Source organism: Ideonella sp. B508-1 (assembly GCF_000333615.1).
Lineage (GTDB): Bacteria > Pseudomonadota > Gammaproteobacteria > Burkholderiales > Burkholderiaceae_C > Ideonella.
Window position 1 is genome coordinate 1 of the sequence record NZ_BADL01000199.1, and the last position, 17,470, is coordinate 17,470.

At 70.0% G+C, this 17,470-nt stretch carries 20 protein-coding genes and 2 pseudogenes; 11 read left to right on the forward strand and 11 right to left on the reverse strand.

Annotated features, from left to right (window positions below):
- Nucleotides 1-831, reverse strand: an 831-nt coding sequence (locus tag I73_RS26960) for a MetQ/NlpA family ABC transporter substrate-binding protein (RefSeq protein ID WP_148289741.1), incomplete at its 3' end; no start/stop codon positions are given.
- 14 nt (nucleotides 832-845) lie between these two features.
- Nucleotides 846-1,661: a MetQ/NlpA family ABC transporter substrate-binding protein gene (locus tag I73_RS08765; protein WP_022980264.1), complete on the reverse strand. Its 816-nt coding sequence runs from the start codon at nucleotides 1,659-1,661 to the stop codon at nucleotides 846-848.
- 237 nt (nucleotides 1,662-1,898) lie between these two features.
- On the opposite strand from I73_RS08765, the gene I73_RS08770 reads away from it, so the two are divergent.
- The 5 genes from I73_RS08770 to I73_RS08790 all read left to right on the forward strand — a co-directional run bounded on the left by I73_RS08770 (nucleotide 1,899) and on the right by I73_RS08790 (nucleotide 7,377).
- Nucleotides 1,899-2,933, forward strand: a complete 1,035-nt coding sequence (locus I73_RS08770) for a sulfate ABC transporter substrate-binding protein (protein WP_026096491.1) — start codon at nucleotides 1,899-1,901, stop codon at nucleotides 2,931-2,933.
- Nucleotides 2,934-3,049: 116 nt separating this feature from the next.
- Entirely contained in the window at nucleotides 3,050-4,195 is a 1,146-nt protein-coding gene (ssuD, locus tag I73_RS08775; RefSeq protein WP_022980266.1) for an FMNH2-dependent alkanesulfonate monooxygenase, read from the forward strand.
- Entirely contained in the window at nucleotides 4,192-5,064 is an 873-nt protein-coding gene (locus I73_RS08780) for an amidohydrolase family protein (RefSeq protein ID WP_022980267.1), read from the forward strand. The genes ssuD and I73_RS08780 overlap by 4 nt, the downstream gene beginning before the upstream one ends.
- A 4-nt stretch (nucleotides 5,065-5,068) precedes the next feature.
- Nucleotides 5,069-6,247, forward strand: a complete 1,179-nt coding sequence (locus I73_RS08785) for an acyl-CoA dehydrogenase family protein (protein ID WP_022980268.1) — start codon at nucleotides 5,069-5,071, stop codon at nucleotides 6,245-6,247.
- 110 nt (nucleotides 6,248-6,357) lie between these two features.
- Nucleotides 6,358-7,377 (forward strand): sensor domain-containing diguanylate cyclase, encoded by a 1,020-nt coding sequence (locus I73_RS08790; RefSeq protein ID WP_022980269.1) that lies wholly within the window; start codon nucleotides 6,358-6,360, stop codon nucleotides 7,375-7,377.
- 14 nt (nucleotides 7,378-7,391) lie between these two features.
- Here I73_RS08790 and I73_RS08795 read toward each other — a convergent pair whose 3' ends face one another.
- From I73_RS08795 to I73_RS08805, 3 genes are read right to left on the reverse strand one after another with little or no spacing between them, the layout of a single operon-like run.
- The gene (locus I73_RS08795) at nucleotides 7,392-7,721 is read right to left on the reverse strand and encodes a branched-chain amino acid transporter permease (RefSeq protein WP_022980270.1); all 330 of its coding nucleotides are present in this window, start codon (nucleotides 7,719-7,721) and stop codon (nucleotides 7,392-7,394) included.
- Nucleotides 7,718-8,428 carry an AzlC family ABC transporter permease gene (locus tag I73_RS08800; RefSeq protein WP_022980271.1) on the reverse strand — a complete coding sequence of 237 codons (711 nt, stop codon included), beginning with the start codon at nucleotides 8,426-8,428 and terminating at the stop codon, nucleotides 7,718-7,720. The genes I73_RS08795 and I73_RS08800 overlap by 4 nt, the downstream gene beginning before the upstream one ends.
- 42 nt (nucleotides 8,429-8,470) lie before the next feature.
- Nucleotides 8,471-9,352, reverse strand: a complete 882-nt coding sequence (locus I73_RS08805) for an EamA family transporter (protein WP_022980272.1) — start codon at nucleotides 9,350-9,352, stop codon at nucleotides 8,471-8,473.
- A 74-nt stretch (nucleotides 9,353-9,426) separates the two neighbouring features.
- Between I73_RS08805 and I73_RS08810 the strand changes: the two genes are divergently transcribed.
- On the forward strand, nucleotides 9,427-9,969 hold the full coding sequence (locus I73_RS08810) for a MarR family winged helix-turn-helix transcriptional regulator (RefSeq protein WP_022980273.1): 543 nt from the start codon (nucleotides 9,427-9,429) through the stop codon (nucleotides 9,967-9,969).
- A gap of 73 nt (nucleotides 9,970-10,042) precedes the next feature.
- On the forward strand, nucleotides 10,043-10,579 hold the full coding sequence (locus tag I73_RS08815) for a DUF2867 domain-containing protein (protein WP_022980274.1): 537 nt from the start codon (nucleotides 10,043-10,045) through the stop codon (nucleotides 10,577-10,579).
- A 14-nt stretch (nucleotides 10,580-10,593) separates the two neighbouring features.
- Here the strand turns inward: I73_RS08815 and I73_RS08820 are convergent, their stop codons facing one another.
- Nucleotides 10,594-11,205 carry a TetR/AcrR family transcriptional regulator gene (locus I73_RS08820; RefSeq protein ID WP_022980275.1) on the reverse strand — a complete coding sequence of 204 codons (612 nt, stop codon included), beginning with the start codon at nucleotides 11,203-11,205 and terminating at the stop codon, nucleotides 10,594-10,596.
- Nucleotides 11,206-11,296: 91 nt separating this feature from the next.
- Here I73_RS08820 and I73_RS08825 point away from each other — a divergent pair, with 91 nt between their 5' ends.
- Nucleotides 11,297-11,764 (forward strand): nuclear transport factor 2 family protein, encoded by a 468-nt coding sequence (locus I73_RS08825; RefSeq protein ID WP_022980276.1) that lies wholly within the window; start codon nucleotides 11,297-11,299, stop codon nucleotides 11,762-11,764.
- Between the two features lie 51 nt (nucleotides 11,765-11,815).
- On the forward strand, nucleotides 11,816-12,307 hold the full coding sequence (locus tag I73_RS08830) for a hypothetical protein (protein ID WP_148289742.1): 492 nt from the start codon (nucleotides 11,816-11,818) through the stop codon (nucleotides 12,305-12,307).
- A gap of 15 nt (nucleotides 12,308-12,322) precedes the next feature.
- Here I73_RS08830 and I73_RS08835 read toward each other — a convergent pair whose 3' ends face one another.
- Nucleotides 12,323-13,180 (reverse strand): DUF4922 domain-containing protein, encoded by an 858-nt coding sequence (locus I73_RS08835; RefSeq protein WP_022980278.1) that lies wholly within the window; start codon nucleotides 13,178-13,180, stop codon nucleotides 12,323-12,325.
- Nucleotides 13,181-13,279: 99 nt separating this feature from the next.
- Between I73_RS08835 and fdxA the strand changes: the two genes are divergently transcribed.
- Nucleotides 13,280-13,609 (forward strand): ferredoxin FdxA, encoded by a 330-nt coding sequence (gene fdxA / locus I73_RS08840; protein ID WP_022980279.1) that lies wholly within the window; start codon nucleotides 13,280-13,282, stop codon nucleotides 13,607-13,609.
- A gap of 22 nt (nucleotides 13,610-13,631) precedes the next feature.
- Entirely contained in the window at nucleotides 13,632-14,933 is a 1,302-nt protein-coding gene (locus I73_RS08845; RefSeq protein ID WP_022980280.1) for an acetylornithine deacetylase/succinyl-diaminopimelate desuccinylase family protein, read from the forward strand.
- A gap of 16 nt (nucleotides 14,934-14,949) precedes the next feature.
- On the opposite strand, the gene I73_RS08850 is transcribed toward I73_RS08845, so the two are convergent.
- From I73_RS08850 to I73_RS26975, 4 genes and pseudogenes are all read right to left on the reverse strand, one after another.
- Nucleotides 14,950-15,810 (reverse strand): lipopolysaccharide assembly protein LapB, encoded by an 861-nt coding sequence (locus tag I73_RS08850; protein ID WP_159105867.1) that lies wholly within the window; start codon nucleotides 15,808-15,810, stop codon nucleotides 14,950-14,952.
- A 329-nt stretch (nucleotides 15,811-16,139) separates the two neighbouring features.
- Nucleotides 16,140-16,382, reverse strand: a pseudogene (locus I73_RS26965) (GFA family protein); the annotation flags it as partial.
- A gap of 36 nt (nucleotides 16,383-16,418) precedes the next feature.
- A complete protein-coding gene (locus I73_RS26970; protein ID WP_022980283.1) occupies nucleotides 16,419-16,652 on the reverse strand; it encodes a hypothetical protein in 234 nt (77 codons plus the stop codon).
- Nucleotides 16,653-16,826: 174 nt separating this feature from the next.
- Nucleotides 16,827-17,470: pseudogene (locus I73_RS26975) on the reverse strand (substrate-binding domain-containing protein); the annotation flags it as partial.

Below are 17,470 nucleotides of genomic sequence, written 5' to 3' on the forward strand. Positions count from 1 at the left end.
TGGTGGGGCGGGGGCCGGCANCCAGGCCAAGCGGTACAGCGGCTNGTCGCCGCCGTAGAACTGGTTGATGTAGGCGCGCACTGCGGCGACTGCTGGGTAGATCGCGATGAAGCGCTTCACGTCCGGCTGGCCCACCTTGTCGGCGCGGGCGACGAAGTGGATGGCGAAGCGGTCGCTCTCGCCGTGCGAGAGCACCAGGGCGCTGGAGGGGTCGAAGGCCTTGGCCGCGATGATGAAGTAGGGGTAGCCCTGGGCCAGGTCCACGTCCTGCGTCGCCTGGGCCAGGTGCGGGCCATCCACCTCCTTGAACTTCAGCTGCTTGGGGTTGGCCGCGATGTCGCTGAGCTTGGCCAGCAGGCCGGCCTGGGGCTTGAGCTGCACCAGGCCGAGCTTTTCCAGCAGGCGCAGGCCACGGCCCTGGTTGACCGGATCGCTGGCGATGGCCACCAGCGCGCCCTGGGGCAGGTCGGCGGCGCGCTGGTACTTCTTCGAGTACAGGCCGATGTAGGACAGGATGCCCGGTGCCACCGGCTTCAGGTCGAACTTCTGGGCCGCGTTGGCATTGGCCAGGAACTCCTGGTTCTGGAAGTAGTTGAGGTCGATGTCGCCGGCGTTGAGCGCGATGTTGGGCGTGGTCCAGTCGGTGAACTCGACGATCTTCACTTCCAGGCCTTCTTTCTGGGCCTCCTTGGCGGCGATCTTCACGGTGTCGGCGAACACGCCGGGCACCACGCCGATCTTCAGCGTGCCGGCCTGGGCGCCGAGGCTGGCGCCGATGAGGCCGAAGGCCAGGCCCAGGGTGCGGCCGATGCGATGCAAGGTGTTCTTCATGGCGCGGCGCTCCTTCACTTCTCGTTCAGCCAGGCCAGCACATAGAGCCGGTCGTCGTTGTTGAAGGCCTTGTGGATGACGTGGCGCACCTCGGCCGACTGGCGGTAGATCTCGATGAACTTCTTCAGATCGGGGTTCTCGGGCTTGTCGCTGCGGGCCACGAAGCTGACCGCGAACTGCGCATCCTCCACGCCGGAATAGACCAGGCCGCTGGAGGCGTCAAAGGCCTTGGAGGCGACGATGAAGTGCGGGTAGCCCTGGGCCAGGTCCACGTCACCGGTGATGCGACTGAGCTGCGGCCCTTCCACCTCGACGAACTGCAACTTCTTGGGGTTGTCGGTGATGTCCTTGAGCGTGCCCAGGTAGCCCACGCCGGGCCTGAGCTTGAGCAGACCGGCCTTCTGCAGCAGCAGCAGGCCGCGGCCCTGGTTGACCGGGTCGTTGGCGATGGCCACCTTGCCGCCCACCGGGATCTCGGCGATGGACTTGTGCTTGAGTGAGTACAGGCCGATGTTGGACAGGATGCCGGTGGCCACCTTCTTGAGCTTGAAGCCCTGCTTGGCGATGGCGTTGCTCAGGAAGGGCTGGTGCTGGAAGTAGTTGGCGTCGATGTCGCCGTGGTCCAGCGCCACGTTGGGCGTGGTCCAGTCGGTGAACTCGACGACCTGGACGTCGATGCCCTGCTTCTTGGCTTCCTTGGCGGCGGTCGCCACGGAATCACCGTAGGCGCCAGGCACGACACCGATCTTCAGGGTGCCCGCGCAGGCGCAGGTCCAGAGTCCGGCGAGCAGGGTGGCGAGGGTCAACAGGCGAAGCGGGGTGTGTGTCATGGTGTGATGCGGATCAAAAACGGTTTCATTGCAGCGCATCACGCTGCGCTGCACCACGTCGATTAATGCGCTTGGATGCGCGGAAAGCGCATGGCGATGGCACGCATGCCGCTGCTCGATCCTTTGTGCCTGCGGGTCACAAGCTCATGACGAATCCGTTGTTTCGGTCAGCAGCCTCGGCCACCAAAATCGCCCGGCCAAGGTCCGCCGTCGCGGACCGTCATCTGGAAATCGCGCATGTCGTCTTCTGTCCGTCGGCGCCGCCTCCTGCAGGGAGCGGGCCTTGCCGCTGTTGCCAGCCTCGCCCCTTGGGCGCGCGCGGCGTCTACCGCTCCCGTGAGCCTGCTCAACGTCAGCTACGACGTCTCCCGCGAGTTCTACAAGGCCTACAACGCGGCCTTCGCGGCCCATTGGCTCAAGACCACCGGGCAGGTGCTGGACCTGCGGCAGTCCCATGGCGGCTCCAGCAAGCAGGCCCGCAGCGTGATCGACGGCCTGGAGGCCGACGTCATCACGATGAACCAGGACAGCGACATCGACATCCTGGCCGAGCGTGGTGGCCTGGTGCCGGCCGATTGGGCCAGTCGCCTGCCCGACCACAGCGCGCCCACGGCCTCGGTCAGCGTGATCCTGGTGCGCAAGGGCAACCCGAAGAACATCCGCAGCTGGACGGACCTGGGCCGGCCGGGCATCTCGGTCATCATCCCCAATCCCAAGACCTCGGGCAACGGGCGCTACAGCTACCTGGCGGCCTGGGGCGCGGCCCTCCAGGGCGGCGCGGGCGAGCCCGCGGCGCGCGCGTTGGTGGAACGCATCTTCGCCAATGTGCCGGTGCTGGACGGCGGCGGGCGCGGCGCCACCACCACCTTCGCCCAGCGCAAGATGGGCGATGCCCTGGCCACCTTCGAGAGCGAGGTGCCGCTGATCCGCAGCGAGTTCGGCGACGACTTCGATGTCGTCTACCCGGGTTGGACGGTGCTGGCCGAGAACCCGGTGTCGGTGGTCGACAAGGTGGTGGACCGCCGCGGCACCCGCGCGGTGGCCGAGGCCTACCTGAAGTGGTTGTGGTCCGACGAGGGGCAGACGATCGCCGCGCGCCACCATCTGCGCCCACGCAGCGCCAAGGTGCTCAAGGCCTTTGCCAAGGACTTTCCGCCGGTCAGCACCTTCACGGTGGCCGAGGTCTTTGGCGGCTGGAAGAAGGCGCAGAAGACCCACTTCGACGATGGTGGCGTCTACGACCAGATCGTCCTGAAACAGGGGCGCCGCTGAGACCCGTGGCTTCTGCGGGAAGCGGATAAGCAAGCGCGCATCGCTTCGTGGCTTGTCGGCGCCCCCTGGGGTGCAATGGGTTTTCTGGGCGCCATTGGCGCAGACTGGATCACCCCATGAGCCTCGACATCTTTTGGTTCCTGCCCACCTCGGGCGATACGCGCTACCTCGGCACCTCCGATTCCGGCCGCCCGGCCACCAACGCCTACATGCGGCAGATCGCCGTGGCGGCCGAGCAGCTGGGCTATGACGGTCTGCTCATTCCCACCGGCGCGAGCTGCCTGGACCCCTGGGTGACCGCCGCCAGCCTGGTGCCCGTGACCCAGCGCATCAAGCTGCTGGTGGCGCTGCGCACTTCGTTGTCGGGCCCCACCGCCTCGGCCCGCCAGGCCGCCACGCTGGACCAGGCGCTCAACGGCCGCCTGTTGCTCAACGTGGTGCCCGGCGGGGACGCCACCGAGCTGGCGGCCGATGGCGTCTTCCTGGACCACGACGCCCGCTACACCGCGGCCGACGAGTTCCTGACCGTCTGGCGGCGCGTGCTGCAGGGCGAGAAGGTGGACTTCGATGGCGAGCATGTGCAGGTCAAGGGCGCACAGAACTTCTTCCCGCCGGTGTCCCAGCCCCATCCGCCGCTGTATTTCGGCGGTTCCTCGCCCGCGGCCCACGAGCTGGCGGCCAAGCATGTGGACGCCTACCTGACCTGGGGCGAACCGCCGGCCGCGGTGGCCGAGAAGATCGCCGATGTGCGGGCCCGCGCGGCCCGCCATGGCCGCACGGTGCGCTTCGGCGTGCGCCTGCACGTGATCGTGCGCGAGACGAACGACGAGGCCTGGGCCGCCGCCGACAAGCTGATCAGCAAGCTCAGCGACGAGGACATTGCCACGGCCCAGCGCAACTACGCCAAGATGGACAGCGTGGGCCAGGCCCGCATGGCGGCCCTGCACGGTGGCCGGCGCGACCAGCTGGAGGTGGCGCCGAACCTGTGGGCCGGCGTGGGCCTGGTGCGTGGTGGCGCCGGCACCGCGCTGGTGGGTGACCCGCAGACGGTGGCCCAGCGCCTGAAGGAATACGTCGATCTGGGCGTGGACAGCTTCGTGCTGTCCGGGTACCCGCATCTGGAAGAGGCCATCCGCTTTGCCGAGCTGGTCTTCCCGCTGCTGCCCGGCAAGCAGCCGGTGACGCTGCGCGAGGCCGCCATCACCGGGGGCGCCTTCGACATCCGGGCCGGACAGGGCGCTGCGGAGGCGGCCAAGGCATGAGTTCCGAGAACGCCTGGCCGCGCGTCATCGACATGCGCTGCCGACCGGCCTATCTGCACGACTTCTTCGGCAAGACACCGGGCTCCGAGGGCGAGGCCGTGGCCCGCTGGCTCAACCGGCGGGTCGGCACCCGGGGAGACGATGGCCACTTCATCCGTTCGCGCACGCCGGCCGGCTTTCTGTCCGAGGTGCGTGAGGGCGGGCTGTCGCGCGCGGTGGTGGTGGGCCGGTACACGCCCAGCCAGCACCTGCCCAACGACACCATCCATGAGATCGTCCGCGGTCACCGGGAACTGATCGGCGTCGGCGCGGTGGACCCGGTGCTGCAAGGCCAGGATGCCGCCCTGGCCGAAGCCGAGCGTGCCGTTCGCCAGCTGGGGCTGGCGGGCATCGACCTGGAGCCGGGCTTCGGCAGCCCGCCGCGGCATGCCGATGATCCAGCCTACTTCCCGGTCTACGAGCTCTGCCAGTCGCTGCAGGTGCCGGTGTTCCTGATGACCGGCCCCACCACGCCGGACCTGCGCTACAACGACCCCGCGCCGCTGGCCCGGGTGGCGCAGACCTTCCCGCAGCTGTCCATCGTCTGCTACCACGGCTGGTGGCCCAACGTGCAACAGGCGCTGGGCGTGGCCTTCCGCTACGAGAACGTGCACCTGGTGCCCGACATGTACCTGTTCCAGCCCGGCCACACCGCCTGGGTGCAGGCGGCCAACAGCTTCCTGGGTGAGCAGTTGCTCTTCGGCTCGTCCTACCCCTTCCGGCCCATCCGTCAGTCGGTCGAAGATGCCCAGGCCCTGGGCTTTTCCGACGCGGCGCTGGAGCGGCTTTTGTACGACAACGCGGCCCGCCTGCTGAAGATTCCGGACTGAGCCCATGAGCGACACCTTCGACGTGGCAGCGGCCACCGAACAGCTGGCCCGGCAACTGGCTGCCACCGCCGCGCAGCGCGACCGGGCTGGCGGCCATGCCGTGGCCGAACGCGAGGCCATTCGCCGCAGCGGCCTGCTGGCTCTGGTCATTCCGCGCGAGGCCGGCGGCTGGGGCGTGGGCTGGGCCGAGCAGTACCGCGTGTTGCGGCGGCTGGCCCAGGCCGACAGCGCCCTGACCCATGTCTATGCCTTCCACAACCTGCAGATCGCCAGCATCCAGCTCTGGGGCAGCCCGGCCCAGCAGGCCGACCTGTTGCCACGCACGCTGCAGGAAGCCTGGTTCTGGGGCAATGCGCTGAACCCGCGGGACACCCGGCTGAAGGCCCGCCGCGCCGCGGGCGGCTGGTGGCTGGACGGGGTGAAAAGCTATGCCTCGGGCTCCGTCGGCTCGGACCGGCTGCTGCTGTCGGCCGTGGCCCCGCAGGCCGATGGCCGCGAGCTGCAGCTGGTGGGCCATGTGGCCACCCGCGCGCCGGGCGTGCAGGTGCGGGAGGACTGGGACAGCTTCGGCCAGCGCCAGACCGACAGCGGCACCGTGACCTTCCAGGAGGTCTGGCTGGCCGACGCGGATGTGCTGCAGGCGCCTGGCCAGGTGCCGACGCCCCGGGGCACGCTGCGCACCTTGCTGGCCCAGCTGGTGCTGACCAACCTCTACCTGGGCCTGGCCCAGGGGGCCTATGGCCAGGCGCTGACCTTCCTGCAGGAGCGTGCCCGGCCCTGGCTGAACGGCAATGCGAGCCAGGTGCTGGAGGAGCCGCTGGTGGCCCACCGCTGGGCTGAGCTGCGGCTGAAGATCCGTGCGGCGGAACTGGCCACCGATGCGGCCCAGGCCGCCCTGGAGACGGCCCTGGCCCAAGGGGAGGCGCTGAGCGCCGATGCCCGCGGCGTGCTGGCCATCGAGGTGGCCGAGGCCAAAGTGCTGGCCCACCGCGCCGGCGTGGCAGTGACCAGTGAGTTCTTCGAGCTGACCGGGCCGGGCGCCACCAGCGCCCAGCTGGGCCTGGACCGCTTCTGGCGCAATGCGCGGGTGCACACCCTGCACGACCCCATCGATCTCAAGCTGCGGGACATCGGGCACTTCCACCTGCAGGGGCGGCTGCCACTCCCGACCTCCTACAGTTGAATCGGGAACCTGCGCCCCGGGTCCGCCCGCGGATGGAGTACGCTGCGCCCTGAGGCTTGACGCCAAGGAGAGCCGCGAACGGGGGCTGGGTTTTCGACAGGGGCGGGGGCATGACGACCGCTGGGGTGTTGCTGGATGTCATCGACCTGCATGGGGAGGTGACCGAACTGGGGCTGGATTTGCCCGGCGTGATGGATCTGGTGGTCCGCAAGGTGCTGGACCTGGTCCAGGCGCAGGGCGCTGCCATCGAGCTGGCCGATGGGGAGACCATGGTCTACCGGGCCGTGGCCGGCAGTGCGTCCGGGCAACTGGGGCTGCGGGTGGACCGGGCGTTCAGCCTCTCGGGCCAGTGCATTGCCACCGGCCGCTGGCTGAAGTGCGATGACACGCTCGCCGACGACCGGGTGGATCTGGCCGCCTGCGAGGCCGTGGGCATGCGCTCGATGATCGTCGTGCCACTGTCCCACCGGGGCCAGTGCGTGGGCGTGCTGAAGGCGTTTTCCGGCAGCCCCGGCCACTTCTCGGATGGCGATGCGGCGGTGCTGGGCCTGCTTTCACGCGTGGTGGGCACTACCATGTACTGGGCCACCCGCTACGGCGAGAACGATCTGTTCCACCGCGCCACCCACGATGACCTGACCGGCCTGGCCAACCGGGCCCTGTTCATGGACCGTCTGCACGCGGCCATTGCGGCAGCCCGGCGCCAGGAGGCACGGCTGGCGGTGATGCTGCTGGACATGGACGGCCTCAAGCAGATCAACGATGAGCACGGCCACGCCGCGGGCGACGCCACTTTGATGGAGTTCGCCTCCCGCCTGAACCAGACGGTGGGCCAGCGCGAGCTGGTGGCGCGCCTGGGGGGCGACGCGTTTGCGGTGCTGCTGGCCCACGCGGGCGAGGTCGATGACATCTGCGCCCTGGAGCAGCGCCTGCGGGCCGCCCTGGCCTTGCCTCTCCATGTGGCGGGCCTGCGGCTGCGCCTGTCGGCCAGCGGCGGCGTGGCCCAGTTCCCGCGCGACGCCGACGGTGCCGACGAGCTGTTGACGCTGGCCGACGAACGGATGTTCAAGGCCAAGCGGGCCCGCAAGGCCCTGGCCGAAGAGGTGCCCGGCGGCGGCCTCTTCCTCTGAGGCTCTCGCCTGCGTCAACCCAGGGCCAACTGGCGCAGCAGCACGTACAGCCCGGTGCCCAGCAGGATGCTGAGCAGCGCATGGCCTCGCCACCATTGCAGGCCCAGCACCAGGGCGATGGACAGGGCCTCGGCCCAGGGCAGGCCGGCATGCGAGCGGGCCGCGCCCACCACCGAATGCAGCAGCAGCAGCGTCATGATGGCCAGCGGCAGGAACTGGCCCAGGCGCTGGACGAAGCGGTGGCGCTGCAGCCACTGGGCCGCCATGAAGGGCAGGGCCCGCAGGCCGAAGGTGACCAGGCCCATGGCCACGATCACCGAGATCACGTAGCGGGTGTCGTTCATGCCTGCTGCTCCGGCCCGCTGGCGGTGCGCGGGCGGCCGGGCCACACCAGGCCCATCGCCAGGCTCAGTGCGATGGCGATGACCAGGGCCTGGGTCGGCGCCACGGCCTGGGCCACCGCATAGGCCACCAGCGCGGTCCACAGCGGGGCAGCGCTGTGGCGCTGACGCCATTGCTCCACCGTCAGCACGCCGAACAGGGCGGCCAGCACGAAGTCCAGCCCCTGCAGGTTCAGCGGCACTTGAGTGCCCAGCAGGGCACCCAGGGCCGTGCCCAGCGTCCACCAGCCCTGGTTCAGCAGCGCCACCCCCGCCAGGCGGTGGCCCGGGGTGCTGCGGGGCAGGGCGGTCAGCACCGAATAGGTCTCGTCCGTCAGGCAGAAGGCCAGGATCCAGCGCAGGCCACGTTGCTCGGGCAGGCGGTCCAGCAGGGACAGGCCGTAGAACACATGGCGCAGATTGATGACCGCGGTGGCCACGGCAATGGCGCCCACCGGCAGGCCCGCGGCGAGCATCGGCACCATCATGTACTGCGCCGCGCCGGCGTAGACCACGATGCTGGAAAGCACTGCCAGCCAGGCGGCGCCGCCGGCCTGCACGAACAGAAAGCCGAACACCATGCCCAGCGGGATGTAGCCCATGGCCACCGGGGTGGTCAGGCTCAGCAGGGACAGCGGCGGTGAGGGGGCAGGGGACGGCTTCTGGGACATGCGGGCGGGGCAGGGCGGAACGGGGCCGTCATTGTCCGTCCTTCACCGCGGGGCGGGCGTGCTCAGGTGCTGCAGCAGGATGACGCTGCCCAGGGCCAGCCCGAAACCCAGCCAGCCCAGGGGCCCCAGGTTCTGACCCAGCACGGCCCAGCCCAGCACAGCGGCCGTCAGCGGACTCAGCAGGCCCAGGGACGCCACGCCCACCGCGGGCAGGCGCAGGCTGCCCCGGAACCACAGCACATAGGCCAGCAGCGCGCCGGCCAGGCTCAGGTAGGTCGTGGCCAGGCCCTGGCTGAGCCGGGGCAGCTGCCAGGGGCCTTCCAGCAGCAGACTGGCCGGCAGCAACATCAGCCCGCCCAGCAGCAACTGCCAGCCGGTCAAGGGCAGCGGGGCCAGGCCGGTGGACCAGCGCCGCGCCAGAAAGGTGCCGCCGGCCATGGACGCCACGCTGACGGTGGCCGCCATCACGCCCCACAGGTCCCAGCGGCTGGTCGGTGACAGCAGCATCAGGGCCATGCCCCCCACACCCAGGCCCGCGGCGGCCACCCGGGGCCAGCCCGGGCGCACGCCGTCCACCCAACGGCTCAGCAGCATCACGGCCAGCGGTTGCATGGCGCCGAAGATGGCGGCCAGGCCGCCGGGCAGGCGGGCCGCGGCCACGAACAGAAAGCCCTGGAAGACGCCGATGTTCAGGGCGGCCAGTGCCAGCAGGCGCCAGGCGGTGCCGGCGGCTGGCAGGCGGAACTGCCACAGGAGCAGCAGCAGGCCCGCCGGCAGCACCCGCCAGCAGGCGTTGGTGAAGGGGTGATCCACCGCCAGCCATTGGGTGGTGACCAGGTAGGTGCTGCCCCAGACCGCGGGGGCCAGCGCTGTGAGCAGCACGTCGCGCCAGGGCCAGGCGGTCGGCCGGTATGATGCAGGCATGATTTATCTTGATGTCGAGATAAATGCCATTGTCCTGTGAATTATCTTGACGTCAAGATAGTTGGAGAGCCCCCATGCCCAAGATGCCCAAACCATCGACGCCGGATGCCGTGGATCTGATCCTGGCGCAGTGGCGCGAGCAACGTCCCGATCTGGACACGCGCAGCATGGGGCCGCTGGGGCGGCTGGGGCGTTGCTACCAGCATCTGGTGCAGCGCATGGAGGCCACGTTTGCCCAGTTCGGCCTGAGCCGCTGGGAGTTCGACGTGCTGGCCACCCTGCGGCGCGCCGGCCCGCCGCACTGCCTGGCGCCCACGGCGCTCTTCCAGTCGATGATGATCAGCTCAGGGACGCTGACCCACCGGCTCAAGGGCCTGGAGGCCCGTGGCTGGGTTTCGCGGCAGGCCCATCCGGACGATGCGCGCAGCCTGCTGGTGCAGCTCAGCCCGGCCGGGCTGGCCCTGATCGACCGTGCCGTGGAAGCCCATGTACAGACCCAGCGCGAGGTGCTGTCGGTGTTGCCCCAGGCGCAGCTGGCCGCCCTGGATGCGGCCCTGGCCCGGCTGCTGAGCTCGCTCGAGCCGGTTGCGGACGACAGCTCGGCGCATTCGGTTTGAATTCGCCTGCGAAGGCAGGGAGCTGGTGCGGGCCTCTGCTATGGTGAAAGACCCTGAGGCTGTTTCAACGCGCATGCCAACGCCAGCACCCACGCCCCATCTGGTGTCGCCGCCCGCGGGCAGCCGCATCCTGGCGGCCCTGCCCGGGGCGGATTTCGCCGATGCCTGGGCCGTCGCCGCGGCCGAGCCGGGCCTGAGCGCATTGGGCCAGTTTCTCAAGGCCGCGCGTGCCACGCCCGCCTGGGTGGAAGCCTGCATGCGCCTGCGCAACCGGGTGGTGCGCTGGTTCGGCTTGAAGGACCTGGGCGGCCTGTCCGACCTGGACCCGCAACGGCCGCTGCAGGACTACCGGCCTGGCGACCGCGTGGGCATCTTCACACTGCTGGAGAACCACCCCGACGAGGTGCTTCTGGGCGACCGGGACCGCCACCTGGAGGTGGTGCTGTCGGTGCACACCACCGGGGGCGAGGCGGCCACGCAGAGCGGCCCGGCGGTGGTCACCATCACCACCGTGGTCCACGTCCACAACCTGCTGGGGCGGCTGTACATGCTGCCGGTGGCGCCCATGCACCGGCGCATCGCACCCGCCGTTCTGCGCGCCCTGGGCTGAGGCCGCCGCGCCGCTCAGGCGTCGGCGGCGCCGGAGGCGTTCTCGGGCAGCAGGGCCTGCGCCAGCAGGGTCAGCGCCTTCAGGCTGGCCTGGATCTCCCGCGGCACGCCGGCGTGGATCTGCGCCTGCACGATGCAGCCGTCCACCGCCAGGGCGAGCGCCTGGGCCAGCGCCTCGCGTTGCGGGATGTCGGGCAGATGGGCGCCGATCGCGTCGGTCATGGCCTGCTTGTGGGTGGCGGCCTGTCGCAGCACGGCAGGCTCGCTGCCGCCCCACTCGACCGCGGCGTTGATGAAGGCGCAGCCCCGGAAGTCGAGGCGGCTCAGCCACTCGCGCAGCGTGGCCGCCAGCGCCCGGGACAGGGGCAGGCGCCGTGCATGGCGCTGCAGGGCGGACGTGAACCACGCCATCCATCGTCCGTGGCGCAGCGTCAGCACGGCGTCGATCAGCTCGCCCTTGCTGGGGAAGTGCCGGTAGAAGGTGACCTTGGTGACCCCGGCCGCGGCGATCACGGCGTCCACGCCGGTGGCCCGGATGCCTTCCCGGTAGAACAGCCGGTGCGCCGTCTCCAGGATGCGCTCGCGCGCGGGCAGGGCGGCCACGTCCTCGTGTTCAAGCATCTGCATGGTGGGGGCAATGTAGACAGGTCTGTCTATTGTGCCTAGACTTGAAATGTAGACAGATCTGTCTACATTGATTCATCCACTGGAGTCCCCCATGAGCGCACGTCCTCCTCTGCCGCCCTTCACCCGCGAGACCGCCATCCAGAAGATCCGCCTGGCCGAAGACGGCTGGAACACCCGCGACCCGGCCCGGGTGGTGCTGGCCTACAGCCCGGACACCCGTTGGCGCAACCGCGTGGAGTTCCCGGTCGGGCGCGAGCAGGCGCAGTCGCTGCTGGAGCGCAAGTGGTCGCGCGAGCTGGACTACCGCCTCATCAAGGAACTGTGGGCCTTCGACAGCCACCGCATTGCGGTGCGCTTCGTCTACGAGTGGCATGACGACGCGGGCCAGTGGTACCGCAGCCATGGCAACGAGAACTGGGCCTTCGACGACGACGGTCTGATGGTGCGCCGCCATGCCAGCATCAACGACCAGCCCATCGCCGCGGCGGACCGCAAGTTCCACTGGCCCCTGGGCCGCCGTCCCGACGATCACCCGGGCCTGAGCGAGCTGGGGCTCTGAGACCGCCCCTTCTGACATCGGCGCGTGATCTTTCGCCCGGACAATGAGGGCATGAGACAAACGTGGTGGTGGATGGGGCTGGCCGGGCTGTGTCTGAGCCAGGCCGGCTGCGGTTTCGTGGTGGTGCGCTCGGCCCGTTGGGCCTATGACGCGCTCACTGCGGATCAACGGGCGGTGGAGGACGCGGCGGGCGAGCTGGGCAGGCGCATGAAGGCGCGCGACCCGGCCGTGGCGGCCCAGATGTTCGAGGCCCAGGCCACCTGGCGGCCCGGCCCGCAGCCGGCCCTGGTGGGGCGCGACGCCATCCAGGATCAGCTGCGCCTGTTGGCCAGCCGCGGGGTGTTCGAATGCGAGTTCACGCCCGAACGCACCCGTGCGCAAGACGGGGTGGCCCACCAGAGCGGCACGCTCAAGACCCTGGGTGACCAGGCCGCGGCGGTGGGCAGCTTCGATGCGACATGGCATCGGCAGGCCGATGGCAGCTGGCGCTTGACCGAGCTGGTGTCGCCCTCGGCCCCCGCGCTGGCGGCGGCCTGCGGCTGATGTCGTCCCGAGGCTTCAATCCCGCGGCTGGGTCACGGCTTCCAGCACGTGCATCAGGCCCGCCTGGCAGATCGGCTCGATCTGATCCGGTCCCTTCACCCCCACCCAGCCGCCAAAGTGGAGCGCATGGATCGACAGGCTGTGGGTGCCGTCGCTCCAGTGTTCGCAGCGCCGGGGCACCACCAGCACGCCCCGGCGGTTGCCCAGGAGGTTGTAGGGCGGCAGTTCGCCCAGATGGGGCTCCAGACCGCAGTGGGCAAAGCCCGCCTGCACCGCGTCCTGCAACTGCCGCGCCCACTCGGCTTCCGGCAGCTGGGCGTCCAGCGGCACCAGGGCGTGCACGAAGCGAAAGAAGGGCACCTGCTGGAGGGTGCCCGGTGCGGCGTTGAAGGGGAAGTGCCCCATCAGCGGGAGCTGGTGGCTGGGCAGGATGTGCGCATGCCGGTGCGGCTGGCTGGCCCCCGCGTTCTTGCCACCATTGAACATGAAGACGCCGTCCGGCAGGCCCCGCACCGCGCGGGCCACCGCGTCGAAGTCGCTGTCCTCCAGTTCACCTGTTTGCGGCATGAAGCGCCGCGTCACGGCCATGGCGTGATCCGGGAAGATCGGAAACTTGTTGAGCAGCAGCACATGGGTGTCCGACAGATCGGCCACGAACATAGCGGGCTCGTAGGGCAGAAAGGGGTTGGCGCCGCTGCTTTGCTGCAGGATCTTGGCCAGGTCCTTGAGGCTGAGCGAGGACAGGTGGGCGACGAGGAAGTCCAGACCCGCTTGCCGCACCGCGTGGATATCGCTGAGCAGCGGCACCATGGCCCCCTGGGCCTGGGCGGCTTGGGCGGCGGCCCGGATCGCGGGGGTCCAGTCGGTGGTCATCGGCGTCTCCCTGGCATGCTGTGTTGGCAGACACAGTGTCGCCCAGCAGGTGCAGGTCTCCAACCGCAGGGTCTTCCCGGGGCCACCGACAATCGCCCCATGCCTTTCATCGTCACCGAGCCCTGCGTCCAGTGCAAATACACCGATTGCGTCGAAGTCTGTCCCATGGACTGCTTCGTCGAGGGCCCCAACTTCCTGGCCATCGATCCGGCCGGCTGCATCGACTGTTCGGTGTGCGTGCCGCAGTGTCCGGTCGACGCCATCGTCAACGCCAAGGAGGCCTCCGAGGCCCAGCAGCTCTACATTGCGATCAATGCCCAGGCGGCGCAGCAGTGGCCATCGATCACCCGACGCCAGCCGCCCCTGCCGGAACATGAGGCCTGGCGCGGCGTGGCCGACAAGATGCACCTTCTGGTTCAACCGGGCTGAGCATCGCGCCATACTCGGTGCCATGAGCTTCCCCACCGCCGACGACCCCCGCCGCATCGCCCTGCTGGAGACCCTCGAGGCCCGCGAGGACGAACTGGTCGATCTGGCCCGCGCCCTGGTGCGCATCCCCACCGTCAATCCGCCGGGGGAGGACTACCGGGCCTGCGCCGAGCTGATCGGCAACCGCCTGGCGCGGCGCGGCTTCGAGGTGAGCTATGTGCGCGGCGAGGGCACGCCCGGCGACAGTGACCGATACCCGCGCTGGAACGTCATCGCCCGCAAGACCTTCGGGCCCGGGCCCTGCGTGCACTTCAACGGCCACATCGACGTGGTGCTGCCTGGCGAGGGTTGGACGGTCGACCCCTTCGCAGGCGTGGTCAAGGACGGCCGCCTGTATGGGCGCGGCAGCAGCGACATGAAGGGCGGCATCGCCGCGGCCATCATCGCGGCCGAGGCCCTGATCGACAGCGGCCTGGGCCTGCCCGGTGCGATCGAGATCAGCGGCACGGTGGACGAGGAATCCGGCGGCTATGGCGGGGTGGCCTACTTGGCCGAGCGCGGCTGGTTCAGCCAACCTCGCGTGGACCACGTCATCATTCCCGAGCCGCTGGAGGTGGACCAGGTCTGCATCGGCCACCGGGGTGTCTGGTGGGCCGAGATCGAGACCCGTGGTCGCATCGCCCACGGCTCCATGCCCTTTCTGGGCGACTGCGCGGTGCGTCACATGGGCGCGGTGCTGGAGCGCTTCGAGCGCGACCTCATCCCCGCGCTCGCAGCGCGCCACACCACCATGCCGGTGGTGCCTGAGATGGCCCGCCAGTCCACCGTCAACTTCAACTCCCTGCACGGCGGCCAGGCCGAGCCCGAGGGCGACCAGCTGCCCGCGCCCTGCGTGCCCGACAGCTGCCGCCTGGTGATCGACCGCCGCTTCCTGGCCGAGGAGAGCCTGGAGAGCGTGCGTGGTGAGGTGGTGGACCTGCTCGACGGCCTGAAGGCCGAGCGGCCGAACTTCGACTACGGGCTGCGCGAGCTCTTCTCGGTGGCCCCGGTGCTGACCGAGCGTGAGCGCCCGGTGGCGCGCGACACCGCCCGCGCGGTGCAGGAGGTGCTGGGCCGGGAGGCCCGCTTCGTCTGCTCGCCCGGCACCTACGACCAGAAGCACATCGACCGCATCGGCCGCCTGCGCGACTGCATCGCCTACGGCCCCGGCCTGCTGGCCCTGGCCCACCAACCGGACGAGTACGTGGGCATCCGCGATATGGTGCTGTCGGCGCAGGTCATGGCGCTGGCGGCCTGGGGGCTGCTGACGGCCCCGGCGCCCTGATCAGCGGGGTGTCCGCTTACCAGTCGTCCGAACCGCCTGCGTCGGTCGAACTGCCGCCATCGTCCCAGCCGTTGCCGCTGCCGAAGTCCATGTCGCGTGAGCTCAGCTCCCGGGCGGCCTCTTGCCTGTCGGTGTCGGTGTCGTCGGTGTTGGGGAAGCTGTCGGGGATGAAGCCACCGGCCGACTCGCCGCGGTTGCCTTCGTGCAGCAGCTTTTCGGCCAGCATGCCGGCGGCCACACCACCGGCCGCCGCCAGGCCCACCCCCATCAGGCCCGGCCCGCCGGAGGTCGGCGCCTGCGGCCCGTAGCCGTAACCGGGCGACGGCGCCGCGCCGTAACCACCACCGTAGGCCGGGCTGGGTGCTGGGTAGACCACGGTCTGGGCCTCGGCGGCGCGCCGCCGTGCCCAGGCCATGGCGGCGAAGATGAACACCACCACACCAGCGAGCAGCCACCACACCGGCACGCCGCCCGAGGCCCGCACAGGCCCTTGCACCATGGTCTGCGCCGCGTCGGATGAATTCATGTGCAGCGCGCTTGGCGTGTGCTGCTCACGGTCCAGCAAGGCCTCGAAGGCCTTGAAGCGGGCCGGGTCGGTGAACTTGATCGCCGGGTCCAGTGCCTGGGCCTTGTGGGCGTGGGCCTGCGCCTCGGTGAACTGGTGTTCGTGGGCCAGGATCTCCGCCAGCACGTACTGGGCGCGCGCACTGTCAGGCTTGGCGGCCAGCACCTCGCGCATCATCTTTTCGGCGACCGGGTAGTCTCCCCGTTGGGTGGCCGCCTGCACCTCTTCCACACTGGGCAGGGCTTGGGCCGTGCCCAGCCACAGCATGGCCAGCAAAGGCAGGCCATACATCATCCATCGTGGCAATCTCATCGGGAACTCCTTCACAGCAGTGGCGCACAGAGGACGCCTTGGCGTCAGTGTGCGCTTCCAGTCTGTCGCGGAACCGTCCTGAGCCACAGACCCGACAGGGCGACGGAACGGCTGGCGACCGCCCATCCAACGCCCCCCCAGCGGTTCGGGATGACAGGCACGTCTAGCGCAGCGGGTTGAGCAGCGCGTCCAGTGCCTCGGGCCGCAGGCGGTGCGGCAAACAGGGCCATCCGTCTCCAGCGTGGCGAGGCGGGCAGAGGTCAAGGGCGGACTCATCACGGCCTGAGCAGCCGTGACATCACGTGTCGGCGCTCGGCGCTCAGGGCGCCTCAGAAGAGGTGCTCGATGCCCTGCGGCATCGTCACCCAGCCATGCATCCGTTCCTCGTATACCGAAATGCCGGGGCCGGGGAAGGCAGGGTCCGCGAAGGCACCGACCGGGATGCCGACGAAGTCATCCTGCCCGACGAGCTGGTAGAACACCGTGGCGCCGCAGTCCGGGCAGAAGGTGAAGCGGCACTGTCCGCCTGCATCGCCTGTGCGCGTGTAGTCGCGCCCCGTGCCGGCCACGGTGACCGCAGCTGCAGCGGGCCTGGCGGCTGAGCATGGTCATGGCGTGGAGGCAGGGGCGGAACCGGGGGCGACCACGCCTTGGACCTTGCTGGCGGCCACGTCCACGCCATGCGCCGCGGCGCTGGCCCCGTGGGCGACGCCCCCGGCCGCGGCGCGCACGCCGTGGGCCGTGGCACTGGCGGCCCGTTCGATCCCATGCGCAGCGGCCTTGACCCCACGCTGAACGCCGCTCGCGGCGGCTTCGGCGCCCCGCTCGATGGCATGTTCCACCTTCTGGACAAGCCCGGGCGATTGCGCTTCAGGTTCGGCCGCGAGACAAGGCGTCAGGCAGGCTGCCCACAGCCAGGAAGACAGGACGAAAGCGGTCGAGGTTTTCAACATGGGCCTTCTCGGGATGGCAAGGCCTCAAGCCTACCCCAGCTGTCCGAGAAGGGCGCGCAGGCCTCAGCCCAGCGGGTTGAGCAGCGCGTCCAGTGCCTCGGGCCGCAGGCGGTGCGGCGCGGTGATGGCATAGAAGTGCTCGCGCAGCGGCTCGCTGCGGCCGGTCACGCACAGCAGGCCGCTCTTCAGCTCGTCCTGCACCACCACCTCGGGCAGCAGGGCCAGCCAGCCGCTGTCGCGGGCCAGCAGGCGCAGCATGGCCATGTCGTCCACCTCGGCGCGGATGCGAGGGCGCACGCCGGCCGTCTCGCACAGGGCGTCGAACTGCGCGCGCAGCGCGTGGCGGGGGCCGGGCAGGGCCATGTCCAGGCCGGCCAGGTCCTCGGGGATGCGCAGTTGCTGGCCCTGCCAGCGCGAGGTGGGGCCCACCAGCGAGACCGACTGGCTGCCCACCAGCCGGCAGTGCAGGGGGTGGTCGGGGTCGGTGGTGGGCACGGTCTCGTTGGCCAGCACCACATCCAGCTGGTGGCCCTTCAGGCGGGCCACCAGGCCCTCCAGCGTGCCCGACTCCAGCGACAGCATCACCGCCGGGTTGTCCAGCGCCGGGCGCAGCCAGTTTTCCTGGAAGTTGCGAGAGAGTGTGGACACGCTGCCGATGCGCAGGCGTTGCACGCCGTCGCCACCGCCTGCAGCCGGCCCAGCATCTC